Origin of the sequence: Shewanella sp. SM21, assembly GCF_025654335.1 — a bacterium.
GTDB lineage: Bacteria > Pseudomonadota > Gammaproteobacteria > Enterobacterales > Shewanellaceae > Shewanella > Shewanella oncorhynchi.
Genome location: NZ_JAKKRL010000010.1, coordinates 35472 through 52928 on the forward strand (window position 1 = coordinate 35472; position 17457 = coordinate 52928).

The following is a 17457-nucleotide window of genomic DNA, read 5'->3' on the forward strand; positions in this document are numbered from 1 at the left end:
CTCGATGCGCATTCATTGCATTATCCATGAAAGCTATGAAGGTCCAGGCTATTTTAGCGATTGGGCTGCAAGCAAAAACTACAGTATGAGCTTTAGCAGAATCTATCTAGATGAAGCTTTACCCGACAATAGTAATGGTTTTGATCTTTTAATTATCCTCGGTGGCCCTCAGTCTCCCGCGACATGCCAAAACGATTGTCCATATTTTGATAGCCAAGCAGAACAAAGGTTTATCAGACAAGCTATCCAAAAAAATAAAGCCGTTGTGGGGGTTTGTCTTGGGGCACAGTTAATAGGAGAGGCATTAGGTGCCCGTTATCAAAAGAGCCCGCATACCGAGATTGGTTACTTCCCCATTGAACTGACTGCGGCAGGAAAAAGTGATGTTAACCTTACGACATTTTCGACCACTGAAGTGGTCGGCCACTGGCATAACGATATGCCTGGCCTCACTCCCGATTGCGAAGTGCTCGCCACAAGTGAAGCTTGCCCGCGGCAAATTGTACGTTACACACATTTAGTTTTTGGATTTCAATGCCATCTTGAATTTATCAGTAGCCAATTAGCGCCATTAATTGCCCAAGAAAATGCTTTTTCTAGCACACAGAAAATGCCATATATTCAAAGCCCTGAGTTCATACTGGGGCAATCAACGACTCGAATGAATCAGTTACTGGGGCATTTTTTAGATAATCTAGTCCTAACCTATCAAGCCGTATATACCCAAACAACCTGAAGCTGCAGGATTCAGCGGGCTAAGCCAAAACAAAAACGCCAGCTAAGTTAGCTGGCGTTTTAGATTAATGAATCACGAATCGCTTATTGCAGATGACCTGCATTGTGCAATTCACGATCATCCTTAGCAGGCGGATTCCACTGATACATCCAAGTCTCAGACAATGGCTGACCATCGACTTCCAAATAGACTCTAAGGTTAATCGGCTCAGTCCCGTCTCCGGGTGGCACTACGTCAAACATAGCGCGGTAACCATTAATCGAGGCTAAAGGACGGGCAGATTCAATTTCCACTTTGCCTTCAGATGCTGTGATCACGGCTTTAACTTGGGTATCTTTACCTATCATAGGTAAAGTTCCGCCCGCGAAATCCACCACAAAACGCTTACTGTAGTATTTGCGTTTCTGGCCAACTACGCCGCCAATCCCGGTGAAGGTATCGACAACCCGAGCACGGGGTGATTGAACCGGTGGAATGCCACCCCAGTACATGTTGTAGCTGTACAGCAGCTCTTGACCAGGTACAATCGGCTCAGCAGGATTCCAGAAAGCAACTATGTTATCAAAGGTTTCATCCAGTGTTGGAATTTCAACCAACTGCACTGAACCTTTGCCCCAACTGCTGGTTGGCTCAATCCATAGGCTTGGGCGTTTATCATAAAACACGCCGTCGTCCTGATAATGATCAAAGTTACGATCACGTTGCAGTAAGCCAAAACCTTTTGGATTTTCATCGCTATAGGCGTTGAATCGCAGGTTTTCAGGGTTACCTAGCGGACGCCAAATCCATTCACCATTCCCCGTGTGCATGGCTAAACCATCGGTATCATGGATTTCTGGACGCCAGTCATAACCGGTACGGCGATCGTTCTCACCCACCATAAACATACTGGTCAGTGGCGCAACGCCTAAACGTTCAATCGCTTTACGTGGATAAACTGCCACATCCACCTTCATTTTTAAACGTTCACCCGGTTCGATATCAAAACGATAAGCCCCTGTGACACTCGGAGAGTCTAGCAAGGCATACACAGTGGTGATATTCGATCCTGGTTTAGGTTTTTCTAACCAGAAATTGGTGAACATTGGAAACTCTTCGGGTTTTGGCAGTGCAGTATCAACCGCTAAGCCGCGAGCCGACAAACCGTACTGCATTTCTTGACCCACTGCGCGGAAATAACTAGCGCCAAGGAAGGCAACAATGTCACGCTGCCAATCGGTATTAAATTGCATACGGAAACCCGCAAAACCAAGATCCTTAGGCAACTGACTACCTTTGACCTTTGACTTGCCGTAATCGAACATTGAAGGTGAATACTCGATTAACTTAGCCTTACCCTCATTTAGCTCATAAATATGAATAGGGGTATCAAAAAACAGCCCAAGATGGAACAGTTCGGCACGAAACTCCGAATCTTGATCACGCCATAGTGCGGCTTTCTTCTTGAAGTGGAATTGTTGGTAATCATCCCAACTCATGCCCTGAAGGCTTTTAGGTAATTCGCCTTTATGACTCTCATAGGGTTGTGCCGCCATAGTACGGGCATAACCCTTTAGCCAAGCGTAACTAAACTCTTCACCTTCTTGTGGTGACGCCTGCTTACCTGCCGCACATGCTGAAAGACTCAGCAATACGCTACAGGTTAACAATACGCCGCCAACCATACGCTGCAAACGGCCGCGACGAGAGGAGGATTGGGCTTCAATCGAGGGTAGTGTCACCCTCGATTCTTGATAAACGTTTCTTTGTTCGGGAAATAAATTGGGTTGCATAAGCAGACTCTGAATTGGTGTAACTTCCTGACACTTCCCTGCAAATCTGACTCAATTGCAGCGATGGCCCTGTGGAGAACTGTTGATGACAGAGGTAACAATACAGCGATCAGCAACAATTCGCCAGAATCTAGCATACTTTCTGTCGAATGGAATATGGCATGCTAGCTATTTTCAATCTTGAGGCTTATTTATGAAAATATGATTAAAAAATTCCGTTATTAACTGAATTTACGCCCATAAAAACCTCACTGCCAGCAAGAAGGCCGTCGGCTTAATACCTGAAGATAAAGTGCACCTTCGGCATAGGTTAATTATCTGCTCAGCGTGTTAACTCGAAGAGATAATATCGCCAGCCTGCAAAATCGGTTTATGGCCTTAAAATCATACAAGTCGCCGTAGCAGTGGCGAGCAGTTTTCCATCCTGCGTTTTTAGCGTACCTTCCGAAATACCTAAAGACTTAGATAAATTGATCACCCTGCCCTCAGCCACTAACACTTGATGTTTAGGCACAGGTCGAATCATTTTAATATTCAAATCGATAGTGCCGTAACCGACACCCGCTTCAAGCAATGTATGCACGGCGCAACCGGTAACCGAATCCAATACAGTCGCGGCAAAACCACCATGAACACCGCCCAATGGGTTGAGGTGCTTATCATCGGCAGTCGCATGGAATGTCACCGTTCCTTCGTCGGCTTGAACCAGCGACATTGGCATAGTGAGAGAGATAGAAGGTGCGGGTAATTCCCCCCTTGCCATTGCCTGTAAAATGGCTAAACCCGACATTTGCTGAATATTCATATTCCACCTAAATTGATGAGCGTCAAAGCACATGAATAAAAATGACCGCTTAACCACTTTGGATTAGGCGATCATTTAACTGAAAATCCACTTAAACGCTTGGTCCGCATTAACCCCAGCGGCGCCTAAATTGGATCCATATACCACTAAAAAGACTAATAAATATAAGCTCAGCGAAGATCGAATCTATCTAAGTTCATCACCTTAGTCCAAGCGTCGATAAAATCATCGATAAATCGCAGCTGTGCATCACTGCTCGCGTACACTTCTGCGAGTGCACGCAGCTGCGAATTAGAGCCAAAGATCAAATCAACACGACTTGCAGTCCACTTTTGCTGGCCGCTGACGCGATCAATACCCACAAACATATCCTCCGCTTTGGAAGTGGGTTTCCACGTCGTCCCCATATCGAGCAAGTTAACAAAAAAGTCATTGGTCAAAAACTCAGGACGCGCAGTCAAGACACCCGTTTTTGACTGATCAGAGTTAGTATCTAACACCCGCAGACCGCCAATAAGCACTGTCATTTCCGGCGCAGTTAAGGTCAGTAATTGCGCCCTATCGACCAATAACTCCTCCGCCGAAACAGAAAACGGAGTGGGATGATAATTTCTAAAGCCATCTGCGACAGGTTCAAGTACCGCAAAAGACTCCACATCAGTTTGTGCTTGCGTGGCATCCATACGACCCGGCGTAAATGGAATCGTCACTTCAACCCCCGCATTTCTAGCCGCTTGATCAATACCGACACAACCTGCTAGCACAATCAAGTCAGCAAGGGAGATTTTCTTACCTCCTTGATTGAACTCAGACTGAATACTCTCAAGCACTTTGAGCACCTTAGCGAGCTGTTCAGGCTGATTCACTGGCCAATCTTTTTGCGGTGCGAGTCGAATTCGAGCACCGTTCGCACCACCGCGCATATCAGAACCGCGATAGGTAGAAGCCGAGGCCCAAGCAGTGGCAACGACTTCTGAAATCGTTAATCCAGAACCAATAATCTTCAGTTTGAGATCAGTAACATCCTGCTCATTAACCAGGGGATGATCAACCGCAGGAATGGGGTCTTGCCAAAGAAACGTTTCTGCAGGCACTTCAGGACCCAAATAGCGTGTGCATGGCCCCATATCTCTGTGTGTCAGCTTGTACCAAGCTTTTGCAAATACATCGGCAAACTCATCGGGATTTTCAAAGAATCGACGTGATATTTTCTCGTAATCAGGATCGAAGATCAGTGCAAGGTCGGTGGTCAACATGGTTGGCACATGACGTTTTGAAGCATCGTGCGCATCGGGGATCACCCCTTTACCCGCGCCATTTTTAGGTATCCACTGATGGGCACCCGCAGGGCTCTTAGTCAGTTCCCATTCATATCCAAATAGATTTTCAAAAAAATTGTTACTCCATTGGGTTGGTGTTGAGGTCCAAGTCACTTCGAGGCCACTGGAAATAGTATCGCCACCTTTACCGCTTTTATAGCGACTCTGCCAACCTAGCCCTTGCTGTTCAATACCTGCGGCTTCTGGCTCAGGTCCGACTAATGCTGCGTCACCTGCACCATGGGTTTTACCAAAAGTATGACCTCCGGCAATCAAGGCTACGGTTTCTTCATCATTCATCGCCATGCGGGCAAAGGTTTCGCGGATATCAACGGCGGCAGCGAAAGGATCTGGGTCGCCATTGGGTCCCTCAGGGTTAACATAAATCAACCCCATTTGGACTGCGGCGAGGGGATCTTCAAGATCTCGCTCTCCCGAGTAACGCTTATCGTCTAACCATTTATTTTCCGCACCCCAGTAAATATCAGCTTCGGGTTCCCAAATATCGACTCGCCCACCAGCAAAACCTAAGGTTTTGAATCCCATAGATTCCAGCGCGACATTACCCGTGAGGATCATCAAATCGGCCCAAGAGATTTTATTGCCATATTTTTGTTTAATCGGCCAAAGGAGCCGGCGTGCTTTATCGAGGTTTACGTTATCTGGCCAGCTGTTTAACGGTGCAAAACGTTGATTACCGCTCCCCGCTCCGCCACGTCCATCACCGGTACGATAGGTGCCGGCACTGTGCCATGCCATACGAATAAATAGCGGCCCATAGTGGCCAAAATCTGCAGGCCACCAGTCCTGTGAATCCGTCATTAATGCAAGGAGATCTTGCTTTACAGCAGCTAAATTGAGGGATTTAAAGGCTTCAGCATAATTGAAGTCATCACCCAAAGGATTAGATAAAGAAGAGTGTTGGTGCAGAATATCGAGCCGGAGCTGTTTAGGCCACCAATCTCGATTCGAGGTGCCACCAGCAGAATGGTGCATAGGACATTTGTTCTCAGACATAACGTGCTCTCCTTCTGTTCGCAAAAAATATTCAAGTAAATAAAATCTAAATGACTTTTGCCGCAAGTTTGTACTGCTTAACGCTCTCTACCACAGACTAATCGTTTCAATAGAGAAATAAAAACCAGTCTAACGACCTTACCTTACCTCTAGATGAAACGCGATGAATCCGCTCATTAAAAAATATTCAGCAAAAATTACCCTTTCTAAAATAAGCTATTAAAGGATAGTAGAATGATACCAATCATAAAAAAACAAGGGCTGCAAAATGCAGCCCTTGTTTGTTATTGGGTAAAACTATGGAATAACGGACTATTTAACTTCTGCCACAGGTTTGCGTCTATTGTGTGCAATGATCAGGGCAACTAAACAGATAACCCCGACTGCAATACCCACTGGCTGGCTCAAAGGTTGCGGTAAGCCTAGTCCAATACCCGCTGTCATAATATAAGACACAGTAACGCTGGTGCCGCCAATCGCTGGTAAGCTAACAATCCAATGGAAGGTCCCGCGATCGAACAAATACTTAGTCGCTAACCACAACACACTGGTTGATAGCAGCATATTTGAGAAGGCAAAGTAACGCCAAATCAAAGAGAAATCGATCTTCGTCATAAAGTACGCAATGGTCAGAATAGGCACTGCAACCAATAAACGATTACGCATACTTTGCGGAATATGGAAGGCATCGATAATTGTCAAACGCAGCGAACGAAATGCGGTATCGCCAGAGGTGATAGGGAAGATAGCCACGGCCACAATCGCCATAATACCGCCCGCAACACCTAAATACGTAGTTGCCACTTGATTAACCACTAAACCTGGGCCCCCTTGGTCGAGCAAACTCTTAAGCTCAACATAACCGCCAGGGAAAGCTGCAATACCCGCCGTTGCCCATACACAAGCAACGATACCTTCAGCAACCATAGCGCCATAATACACAGGGCGAACATACTTCTCATTCGTCAAGCAACGAGCCATGATGGGCGCTTGAGTTGAATGGAAACCGCTAATCGCACCACAGGTAATAGTCACAAATAATAGTGGCCAAACAGGTAGTCCATCTGGATTTGGTTCGAGTAACTCATTGTTGTAATGGCTGTGGTCGAAATAGGCAAACACATCACCCATTTCAGGTAACTGCGGCGCATTGATCATTAGAGCAACGGCGATAGAAACTGTCATGACTATCATCAACAAACCAAATGCGGGATATAATTTAGTGATGATTTTATCAATCGGCAGCATAGTCGCTAAAAAGTAATAAACTAAAATCACTAACACCCAGAAGGTATTATTGCCAAAGATGGTGTCTTTAAAATAATCGAGATTACTCAGCAAACCTGCGGGGCTCATGATGAAGACCACGCCCACAAAAAACAGCAGCATAGCCGTAAACAGCAACATCACGCCTTTAAAGTAAATATTAAAGTAGTGGCCCGCAATCTCTGGCAGACTCTTACCGTCTTCTTTTATGCTGAGCACGCCAGAAAAATAATCATGTACTGCGCCGCCAATAATATTCCCCAGTACAATCCACACTAAGGCTATTGGGCCGTAAAGTGCACCGAGGATCGGGCCAAATATCGGCCCCACACCAGCGACATTGAGGAACTGGATCAGAAACGCTTTAGCCGGATGAACCGGAACGTAATCGACGCCATCTTCGAATCTCGCCTGTGGTGTAATCGCTTTAGGATCTATACCCGCTTGCCGCTCAACAAAGGGGCTATAGAACTTATATGCAAGCACTAAGAGTGCGATACAAATAAAGAAAATTAACATTATTTAATTATCCATACTTTAGTAGGAGGTGATTTAATGGAGAGTTTCATTGAGTTAGCGACTGAGGTCAAGCAACACACTATTAGACTAATGTCGGGTTGATTATCTGAAACAGCCGTACGAGTGGGTATAGATGAACAAACGCGTTTAAAAATAATCCATATGAAGTATTTATGCACTCAGTAATACAACCAACTATTTTGATGTATCCCAATTGCCTCTTCTTGAACTCTTTGCCCTAGGTATTCCTGCAAACCATCGCTATCGAAAATGAAATGAACACAGACAATATCGCATGTGACTGGCGGCGAGATGCTAGCAGCATAGACGAGTGTTTCGTGACATCCCAATATACAACCCCAAGTTAAAGACACTATCTACACTCACAGGCTAAACCCGCAATCTACACTACGATCGATAGCCACAACCTAAAGCTAACGTGCCACTTGATGATGCTCATCTAGCCCATTTTTAGGTTACTAATGGTGCGACTTTATCACTCATTATTTTTAACTATTTTAGAAAACAAAAAACCAGCCAAATGGCTGGTTTTTTAGGGGGTATTTCATCGTAGCGATGCTCAGATCATACCTAAATCAATCACTGTAAACTTAACCTATTGCGACTTACTAAAAGTCGAGTGGCTAAACTAATACAACAAAATGTACAACGAAATACCTTGTTCGACTGCATTACGCCTGTGGGCGCATGGCAGGGAACAGGATCACGTCACGGATAGTATGAGTGTTAGTGAACAACATCACTAAACGGTCGATACCGATACCTTGACCTGCCGTGGGTGGCAAACCGTGTTCCAGTGCAGTGATATAGTCTGCATCGTAGAACATAGCTTCATCGTCACCTGCATCTTTCGCGTCAACCTGTGCTTTAAAGCGGTTGTCTTGATCTTCAGCATCGTTCAGCTCGCTAAAGCCGTTAGCCACTTCGCGGCCACCGATGAAGAATTCGAAACGGTCAGTGATGAAATGGTTGTCATCATTACGACGTGCCAATGGTGAAATATCCGCTGGGTAGCCAGTGATGAACGTCGGTTGCATCAATTGCCATTCAGCAGTTTCACCGAAGATTTCTTCAAGCAGCTGACCACAAGTCCAGAACTTCTCAATCTTCATACCTAAGCTTTTCGCCAAATCGCGCATGAATTCAACATCTTTCACTTGCTCATAGGTCATAGCTTGGATAGTCGCGTTATCAGGATTGTACTTCTGAATCGCTTCTAACATGCTTAAACGTGCGTATGGGCCGCCGAAATCAACTGTGTGCTCGCCGTATGGCATTTGCGCACTGCCAAGCAGTTCGATAGCAATCGAGCTGAGCATTTCTTCGGTTAAGTCCATCAGATCTTTGTAGTCTGCATAAGCCATATAGAATTCCATCATAGTGAATTCTGGGTTATGACGTGGCGACAGACCTTCGTTACGGAAGTTACGGTTAATTTCGAACACACGCTCAAAACCACCCACCACTAAACGCTTCAAGTATAATTCTGGCGCGATACGCAGGTACATTGGCATGTCTAAGGCGTTGTGATGAGTGATAAAAGGACGGGCCGAAGCACCACCTGGGATCACATGCATCATAGGGGTTTCAACTTCCATGAACTCTTTTTTGATCATGAAGTTACGGATTGCAGAAACCACTTTAGAACGCATGATAAAGGCATTGCGTGAATCTTCGTTAACGATGAGATCCACGTAACGTTGACGGTAACGCATTTCTTGATCGGCTAGACCATAATAATCCGCAGGCAATGGACGCAGCGCCTTGGTCAGTAGCTCGTACTGTTCCATGTTGACATATAAGTCGCCTTTGCCAGACAAATGCAGCTGACCGGTTACACCTATGATGTCACCGATATCCAGACCTTGAAAACGCTCTTTCAAATCAGCTTGTACGCTTTTTTCAGCATAGGCTTGAATACGGCCAGACACGTCTTGGATCACTAAGAAAGGGCCACGCTTTGCCATGATGCGGCCAGCAATGCTGGTCTTAAAACCTAAGGCTTCGAGTTCTTCTTTAGTGTTTTGACCATACTGTGCTTGCAGTTCAGCCGCTTTATGGGTGCGACGGAAGGTATTTGGATGGGCATTAGCACTACAGTTTGGGCGGATGCTTTCTAGCTTGGCACGGCGCTCGGCGATCAGTTTGTTCTCATCAATTACTTGTTCAGTCATCTTATTTCTCGTCTATACCTTGAATTAATTACAGCCCAGATTTCAAACTGGCTTCGATAAACTTATCCAGATCGCCATCGAGTACCGCTTGAGTATTGCGGGTTTCAACGCCTGTGCGTAAGTCTTTAATGCGGGCATCGTCTAATACATAAGAACGAATTTGACTGCCCCAGCCGATATCAGACTTAGCGTCTTCTGCGGCCTGTTTGTCGGCATTTTGCTTGAGCATTTCTAACTCAAACAGTTTTGCTTTCAGCTGCTTCATCGCAGCATCTTTATTTTTATGCTGTGAACGGTCGTTCTGGCACTGCACGACGGTATTCGTCGGTAAGTGGGTAATACGAATCGCCGATTCCGTTTTGTTAACGTGCTGACCACCCGCGCCCGATGCACGATAAGTGTCAATACGCAGATCCGATGGGTTGATATCAATCGTGATATCGTCATCGATTTCTGGATAAACGAACACAGAGCAGAATGACGTATGACGACGACCCGATGAATCGAATGGCGACTTACGTACTAAACGGTGCACGCCAGTCTCAGTGCGTAACCAACCAAACGCATATTCGCCAGTAAACTTAATGGTCGCGCCTTTAATACCGGCCACGTCACCATCGGTTACTTCCATCAACTCAGGGCTAAAGCCATGGGCTTCGCCCCAACGTAGGTACATACGCAGCACCATGTTGGCCCAATCTTGGGCTTCGGTACCACCACTGCCAGACTGAATGTCTAAATAACAGTTTGACGCATCTTGCGGGCCGGAGAACATACGACGGAATTCAAGATCGGCAAGACGGCTTTCGAGATAATCCAGCTCTTTACTGGTTTCATTGAAGGTATCTTCGTCTTCCTCTTCAATAGCCAGCTCGAGTAAGCCTTCAACATCTTCAAGACCTGAGTCCATATCGTCTATGGTTTTGACCACAGCTTCTAGGCTGGCGCGCTCTTTGCCTAAGGCTTGGGCGCGCTCTGGGTCGTTCCACACTTCTGAACTTTCAAGCTCACGGGTAACTTCTTCTAGACGCTCATTTTTGGCATCGTAGTCAAAGATACCCCCTAAGAAGCTCCGTGCGCTCGGCAAGCTCCTTAATTTTGAATTTTACTGGATTAACTTCAAACATGAGTTTTCAACTTTCTTTATTTGGCCGCTTTAATTGATCTTCCACTAAAAGGGGCGATGATTAACAGTATTTGCAACCGCGCATTTTAACCTAACCAGACTGGTAAACCTAGAGGTGCACTGTTCATTAAATGGGATAACAAGGATTATTTTCCAAGCTAAAAGACCACAGCACTAAAGCCGAGACTAACAAAAAGCAATGAGTTAAGACTGTGATCTTACTTAAATTTAGCCAAGATAGTGCTATGCGCGAGGCCAATGGCTGACACACAAGCGATCTCCTGCCTAAAAAATCCCCATAATATCAAAGGAAACGCAACTAAAAAGGCCAGATAACGTCAACCCCATCACGATCAAATTAGAGCAAACATTCACCAGCGCACAGTCTGAGCGGGTTTGTGATTCAAGCTGCAATTTTGCAGCAAACTTCACTCGCCCATAAGCGTCTTCTAAAGCTGTCTAGGTATACTCGAAACAACCTAAGCCTGCAGCCCCGCGCTATAGCAGCTAAGCACCCTACATATAAAAAGGCCATGGGATGATAGAACTTCGAATTGATGACCAAGTGTTGTCGGTTAATCCGACCGATAACCTACTGCAAGTGGCGCATGCTGCTGGCATAGCAATACCCAGCTTATGTGATCCCAGCGCAGCCTCGCAGCAATTAGGTAATCACGAACATGCAGACAAGCAAGCCTGCAATTTGTGTGTCGTCCAAATTGAGAATTCCGACGCCAGTTTGCGCTGCGTACGCGCCTGTGAAACGTCCGCCACAGTCGGCATGCGAGTCATAACTCAGTCTGAATTCTTAAGTCAAAAACGCAAACAAGCGCTGACTGAAATCTTGAGCGATCATTTTGCCGATTGCGAAGCCCCCTGCCAACAAGCATGCCCTGCGGGCGTCGATGTGCAGAGCTACCTGTATCACATCGCCCAAGGCAACCATACTGAAGCCGTTAAAGTCATTAAACAAACTTTGCCGCTGCCACTCTCCATTGGCCGTGTCTGCCCTGCTTTTTGTGAAGCACAATGTCGCCGCGGACTCGTCGATGAGCCCATTGCCATACGTCAATTAAAACGCCACGCCGCCGATCTCGACTTAGCTGATGGCGAAAATGGGGGCATGAGTTATCTGCCACCACGCCAAGCCGACACGGGTAAAAAAGTCGCGATTATCGGTGCGGGTCCAGCAGGGTTAAGTGCCGGATATTACTTATCAAACCAAGGCCATAGCGTTGAGATATTCGAATCTATGCCACAGGCGGGTGGCTGGCTGCGCTATGGCATTCCTGAATATCGCTTACCTAAGGCGATACTCGATAAAGAAATCGAACTCTTGTGCCATAACGGGTTAATCATCCACACAGAAACACGTCTCGGTCACGAGATACATTTAAATCAATTAGTTGAAGATTTTGATGCCGTCTGTCTCGCCATTGGCGCCCAAAAAGCTGTGCCTATGGATTATCCCGGCAGCACACTCGCGGGTTGCTACTTAGGTGTCGATTACTTAAAAGATCATTGTCTCGAAAAGACTCTTGTTTTAGGTAAGAAAGTCGCCGTCATTGGTGGTGGCAATACCGCTATTGATTGCGCCCGCACAGCAGTGCGTGAAGGTTGCGATGTCACCCTAATTTACCGTCGCACCCGCGCAGAAATGCCCGCCGAAGCTTACGAGGTACATGAGGCCGAAGTCGAAGGGGTGAAGTTTCATTTTTTAACCAATCCGCTTGAAAACCATAGCGATGCGCAAGGTAGAGTCCATTCAGTCACCTTCGCTAAGATGGCACTCGGCGAAGCCGATGCCTCTGGCAGACGCGCTCCCGTTGACACCGGTGAAACCTTTACCCAAGATTTTGATACTGTGATAGCCGCGGTATCACAAACTCCCGATATGAGTTTTATGCAAGATCCCGCGAGCCACTTAAGCAATGGTGAACTCGCTCTCAGCCGCTGGAATACCTTTATTGGCTGCGAGCACACTATGTCATCAGGGGTTGAAAAACTCTTTGTGGTGGGGGATGCACGCCGTGGTCCTGCCACCGCAGTCGCCGCCATAGGCGATGGCCATAAAGCCGCAATCGCCATAGATAAATTGCTCAAACAAGGCCTAAGCTGTGAGCTGCATGCCAATGCATTTAATTCATCAAAAGCAATCGGTAACACAATAAAACAAGGCTTGCCAACTACCGAGCTCTACCCCTCTGTCGCACGTAAAGCCCGTTTAACCATGCCCGAATTGAACGCGGTGCAACGTTTACTCAATTACGGCGAAGTCGAGCTAGGCTTTGCTCCCGATGCCGCCATGCAAGAAGCTGCGCGCTGCCTCGAATGCGCCTGCCAAGCCAATACGGATTGTAAATTAAGGGACTATGCGACCGACTATCATGTTGAACCTAAGTCACTCAGCACTCAAAGCGCGCGTAAGTTTTCGGTCGATAAATCGAGTCCGTTCATTCAATTTGATGCTAATCGTTGTATTAGCTGTGGTAAGTGCGTCGATGTGTGCCAGTTGCAGAGTGGCCATTGTGCGATTCAATTTGCCCATGATTCCTATCAAGCGCTGCCGCAAGACATAAGTGAAACCGCCACGCGCCGCGCACCGAGAGTCGGCTTTAGCGCCAGCATGGCCGACAGCAAATGTGTGCAATGCGGCAACTGTGTGCAGGTTTGCCCAACAGGCGCACTCGTCGATGCGCGGGATAAACGCCAAGGCGATGAAAAGCCACTCAAAACCGCCTCAACGATTTGTACCTATTGCGGCGTAGGCTGTCGGCTTGACCTTAAAATCGATACCAGCACGAATCAGATCCGTCATATCGAGGGCAATCCAGACTCGCTAGTAAACCAAGGCATGTTATGTGTGAAAGGCCGGTTTGGTTTCGATTTTATTCACAGTGAAAAACGCCTCACCACGCCACTCATTCGTAAAAATGGCCAGCTCACGCCAAGTAGTTGGCCTGAAGCCATCTCCTATGTGGCCGAACATTTACAGCAAATAAAACAGCAACATGGTAGCAATTCACTGGCAAGCTTGGCCTCGGCAAAAGCCACCAATGAAGAAAACTTCCTCCTGCAAAAATTTGTCAGAAGCATAATCGGCACCAATAACATCGACCATTGCGCCCGTCTGTGCCATTCATCCACAGTCACTGGGCTACAGCAAAGTATCGGCAGTGGTGCCATGACCAATGACATTCCGAGCATTCAAGCATCGGATGTGATTTTTATCATAGGCTCAGACACCAGCAGTGCTCACCCGATCATCGCCTCAAAAATTAAGCAAGCCGTGGCTTTGCATGGCGCGAGACTAATGGTGGCCGACCCTAAACGTGTCGCCATTGCCGACAGTGCACAGCTTTATGTCGCCCACAGACCCGGCACTGACGTCATGCTACTCAATGCGATTATGGCGGAAATTATCCGCAACGACTGGCAGGATAAAAGCTACATTGCCGCACGCACCGAAGGCGTGGATGCTCTCTATGCTGAACTGGCAAAAACAGATTACAGCCTAGAAAACGCAGCCTTGATAACAGGCGTTAAAGCCGAAGATATCGCCCGCATCGCCCAAACCATAGGAACGGCCGACAAAACCGCAGTCTACTATGCCATGGGCATTACCCAGCACACGACGGGACACGACAATGTTACCGCCATATCTAATCTACAACTTCTGTGCGGCAATATTGGGGTTGAAGGAGCGGGGATTAATCCACTGCGGGGACAAAGTAATGTGCAAGGTGCCTGTGACATGGGCGCACTGCCTAACTTCTTCAGTGGTTATCAAAAAGTCACCGACATTCACGCCAGAATGCGTTTCGAGGCACATTGGCAAACGCCGTTATCGGGAGAAATTGGCGTAACCGCCACCCATATGATGCATGATATTTCCAAAGGGAAAATCAAGGCGTTGTATGTGATGGGCGAAAACCCCGTATTAAGCGACCCAGATCAAGCCCATGTGCTTAGGGCGCTTAATGCAATCGACTTTTTAGTGGTGCAGGACATCTTCCTCACCGAAACCGCCGAGCTTGCCAACGTGGTTCTGCCCGCCGCAGCCTTTGTCGAAAAACGAGGTCATTTCACTAATACTGAACGACGAGTGCAGCGACTCGAACAGGCCCTGCTACCGCTAGGTGAAGCCCTGCCCGATTGGCAAATTGTCCAAGCCATTGCCAATGCGATGGGTGCCGCTTGGGATTACCCTAATGAAGAAGCGATTTGGCAGGAAATCAATCAGCTGACACCACAATATCGCGGCATTACTTGGCAGCGATTAAGCACTGGAGTTGACGGTAAAATTCCCCAAGGTATTCAATGGCCTTGCCCAGATGAAGCTCATCCTGGTACTCCCATTATGCACCAAGGGCAATTCACCCGCGGCTTAGGTAAGTTCACGCCAGTGAGTTATCGCTTACCCGCAGAAATGCCCTGCAGTGAGTACCCGCTCACCCTCTCGACCGGACGTTTACTGGAACAGTTCCACACTGGCACCTTAACCCGTAAAACGGCCGGACTCGACTTACTCGGCTCGCCTAAGGTAATGATTTCAGTCTATGACGCCGAGCAACTCGACATAGGCAATGGCGATAAAATCAAACTTACTACCCGTCGCGGCGAAATTGAAATCGACGCCTTTGTGACGAAAAGAGCCCAAGCTGGCGTACTATTCTTGCCCTTCCATTTTGTTGAAGCGGCGGCGAATAAACTCACCATCAATGCGCTCGATCCAGTCGCTTTTATCCCTGAATATAAGGTCTGCTCAGTAAGGGTTGAGCGGGTTGCCGAGAAAATTGATTAGAATGAACTAACTAGGCTGGATTGACTAAAGTAGATGGATTAAGTGCTCTTCAAAAAGATAAATAAGCCAAATAAAACGGGAGACCTTAAGTCTCCCGTTTTAATCAAGATTGCTGCAATTAAATCTTAAACTGTCCCACTAAATCTTAAACTGGCCCACTAACTTGCCCAAGTTAATGCCTTCTTCCGAGACTGTCATACTGATCCTAGCGGCATCTTCGCTGGAATGAAGCAACTCGTTTACAATCTCTTGGATGGCATACACGTTACGGTTAATTTCTTCGGTTACTGAGCTTTGCTCTGTCGCCGCGGCCGCAATTTGGGTACTCATATCATTAATCGCCGTTACCGCTGAAGTGACTGAACCTAAACTATCGGAAATCGTGCGAGAAGAATCCACCGAACGTACACAGCTTTGCTGACTCTCTTCCATGGCTTTCACGGCTTGGGTCACTAGCTTATGCAGTGCCGATAACATCTCGTTAATTTCCAACGTGCTGGCTTGAGTTCGACTGGCTAAATTACGCACCTCGTCGGCAACCACAGCAAATCCACGACCCTGTTCACCAGCACGGGCCGCTTCGATGGCGGCGTTCAATGCCAATAGGTTAGTTTGCTCGGCAATACCGCCAATGACAGAAAGCACGCTGTTGATCTTCTGTGATTGCTCGCTGAGTGATTTTATACTGCCTGCCGCATTGTTGATTTGCGACATTAAAGACGCAATCTCCTCAAGCGAAGCATCAACACAGCGCTGGGCATTCGCCACATCACCAGTAGCAGCGTGAGTCGCTTCGGCTACTTGAGTGGTATTCTTAGCCACTTCGTTCGCAGTGGAGGACATCTCAGTGATTGCAGTCACCACCTGATCGGTTTCATTGTTATGACTCACCAACTGGCTCGACATGACTTTAGTTTGATCATGAATCGCATTGGCTGCCGTTTTTACTTTTGCCGTCGCTGTCGCAACATCGCCGATAATATGCTGAAGTTTATCGACAAAGAGGTTAAAGGATCGCCCAAGTTGGGCAATTTCGTCTTCACCTTTTACGGTAAGTCGCTTGGTTAAATCCCCTTCGCCCTTAGCAATATCATTTAAGTTATCGGCCATATTCTTGATTGGCACAACCATACGGTGGGCGGCAATCATAATGATAAAGCCAGTAATACCCGTAAGGAAAAGCGCTATCAGCAAAATCGCGAAGGATTTTTCTGCCATTTGCTCAGTCACTGTCTCACGATAATCTTCAACAACAGCTTCAATATCATCTATATATGCCCCAGTACCTAACATCCAATCAGTACCAGGGATCATCATGGCGTAACTGATTTTTTCAATCTGTTCATTAGTATTAGGTTTTTGATAGTAATAGGAGAAACTACCATCGCCACGTTTAGCGGCATCGAGCAGACCGACGATAATTTTAGTGCCGCGAGGATCTGTCATATCCATTTTATTTTGCCCTTCTAAACTCGGTATGAGGGCATGAAAAATATTTTTCCCTTGAGAGTCATACATGAAGAAATAACCCGCACTGCCAAAACGTATGTCTCTTAGCGCTTGATTCACATTCCCTTGTTCTTTTAACGATAATTGGTAATTCACTATACCAGCGGCAATTTCGGTAGCTTCTTTAATTTGTTGTTTACGTTCACCGACGAGCTTAGATCTAAAGGTAACCACCTCATCGGCAAGCGCATCTTGCTCAACATAATAAGAAACCGACATCAACACCAATAATGCGAGGATCAAAGGAAACAGCGACAGCAATAATAATTTATTGCGCAAACTCAACTTAGACATACTTGAATGCTCCAAAGGATTACAACTTGTATCTTCGGAGTATAGCTAAGATTGTTGTATTTCTATGCGCTTAAAGTAACAAAATCTTAATCTTG

General features: G+C 46.7%; 9 protein-coding genes. 2 read left to right on the plus strand and 7 right to left on the minus strand.

Annotated features, from left to right (window positions below):
• Positions 1–4 precede the first annotated feature (4 nt).
• Positions 5–736, plus strand: coding sequence for a type 1 glutamine amidotransferase (locus tag L5L94_RS14585; protein WP_263163766.1), 732 nt, complete (start codon positions 5–7; stop codon positions 734–736).
• Positions 737–819: 83 nt separating this feature from the next.
• On the opposite strand, the gene L5L94_RS14590 is transcribed toward L5L94_RS14585, so the two are convergent.
• The 6 genes from L5L94_RS14590 to prfB all read right to left on the minus strand — a co-directional run bounded on the left by L5L94_RS14590 (position 820) and on the right by prfB (position 10756).
• Complete coding sequence (locus tag L5L94_RS14590) at positions 820–2508, minus strand: glucan biosynthesis protein (protein ID WP_131524680.1); 1689 nt, start codon at positions 2506–2508, stop codon at positions 820–822.
• Positions 2509–2878: 370 nt separating this feature from the next.
• Entirely contained in the window at positions 2879–3313 is a 435-nt protein-coding gene (locus tag L5L94_RS14595; RefSeq protein ID WP_173246528.1) for a PaaI family thioesterase, read from the minus strand.
• 170 nt (positions 3314–3483) lie between these two features.
• Positions 3484–5649 (minus strand): catalase/peroxidase HPI, encoded by a 2166-nt coding sequence (gene katG, locus L5L94_RS14600; protein WP_168824902.1) that lies wholly within the window; start codon positions 5647–5649, stop codon positions 3484–3486.
• A gap of 312 nt (positions 5650–5961) precedes the next feature.
• Positions 5962–7434: a carbon starvation protein A gene (locus L5L94_RS14605; protein WP_105250058.1), complete on the minus strand. Its 1473-nt coding sequence runs from the start codon at positions 7432–7434 to the stop codon at positions 5962–5964.
• Positions 7435–8126: 692 nt separating this feature from the next.
• Positions 8127–9629 carry a lysine--tRNA ligase gene (gene lysS, locus L5L94_RS14610; protein ID WP_006080389.1) on the minus strand — a complete coding sequence of 501 codons (1503 nt, stop codon included), beginning with the start codon at positions 9627–9629 and terminating at the stop codon, positions 8127–8129.
• Positions 9630–9657: 28 nt separating this feature from the next.
• A protein-coding gene (gene prfB, locus L5L94_RS14615; protein WP_168824900.1) for a peptide chain release factor 2 occupies positions 9658–10756 on the minus strand; the annotation gives its coding sequence in 2 pieces (ribosomal slippage) (positions 9658–10680 and positions 10682–10756; 1098 coding nt in all).
• Positions 10757–11293: 537 nt separating this feature from the next.
• On the opposite strand from prfB, the gene fdhF reads away from it, so the two are divergent.
• The gene (fdhF, locus tag L5L94_RS14620; protein ID WP_263163767.1) at positions 11294–15559 is read left to right on the plus strand and encodes a formate dehydrogenase subunit alpha; all 4266 of its coding nucleotides are present in this window, start codon (positions 11294–11296) and stop codon (positions 15557–15559) included.
• 138 nt (positions 15560–15697) lie between these two features.
• Here fdhF and L5L94_RS14625 read toward each other — a convergent pair whose 3' ends face one another.
• The gene (locus tag L5L94_RS14625; RefSeq protein WP_105250062.1) at positions 15698–17362 is read right to left on the minus strand and encodes a methyl-accepting chemotaxis protein; all 1665 of its coding nucleotides are present in this window, start codon (positions 17360–17362) and stop codon (positions 15698–15700) included.
• Positions 17363–17457: the final 95 nt, after the last annotated feature.

Coding starts and splice junctions, on each gene's coding strand:
- L5L94_RS14625 (WP_105250062.1), bottom strand. CDS start 17,362: ATGTCTAAGTTGAGTTTGCGCAATAAATTATTATTGCTGTCGCTGTTT.
- L5L94_RS14585 (WP_263163766.1), top strand. CDS start 5: ATGCGCATTCATTGCATTATCCATGAAAGCTATGAAGGTCCAGGCTAT.
- katG (WP_168824902.1), bottom strand. CDS start 5,649: ATGTCTGAGAACAAATGTCCTATGCACCATTCTGCTGGTGGCACCTCG.
- L5L94_RS14605 (WP_105250058.1), bottom strand. CDS start 7,434: ATGTTAATTTTCTTTATTTGTATCGCACTCTTAGTGCTTGCATATAAG.
- fdhF (WP_263163767.1), top strand. CDS start 11,294: ATGATAGAACTTCGAATTGATGACCAAGTGTTGTCGGTTAATCCGACC.
- L5L94_RS14590 (WP_131524680.1), bottom strand. CDS start 2,508: ATGCAACCCAATTTATTTCCCGAACAAAGAAACGTTTATCAAGAATCG.
- lysS (WP_006080389.1), bottom strand. CDS start 9,629: ATGACTGAACAAGTAATTGATGAGAACAAACTGATCGCCGAGCGCCGT.
- L5L94_RS14595 (WP_173246528.1), bottom strand. CDS start 3,313: ATGAATATTCAGCAAATGTCGGGTTTAGCCATTTTACAGGCAATGGCA.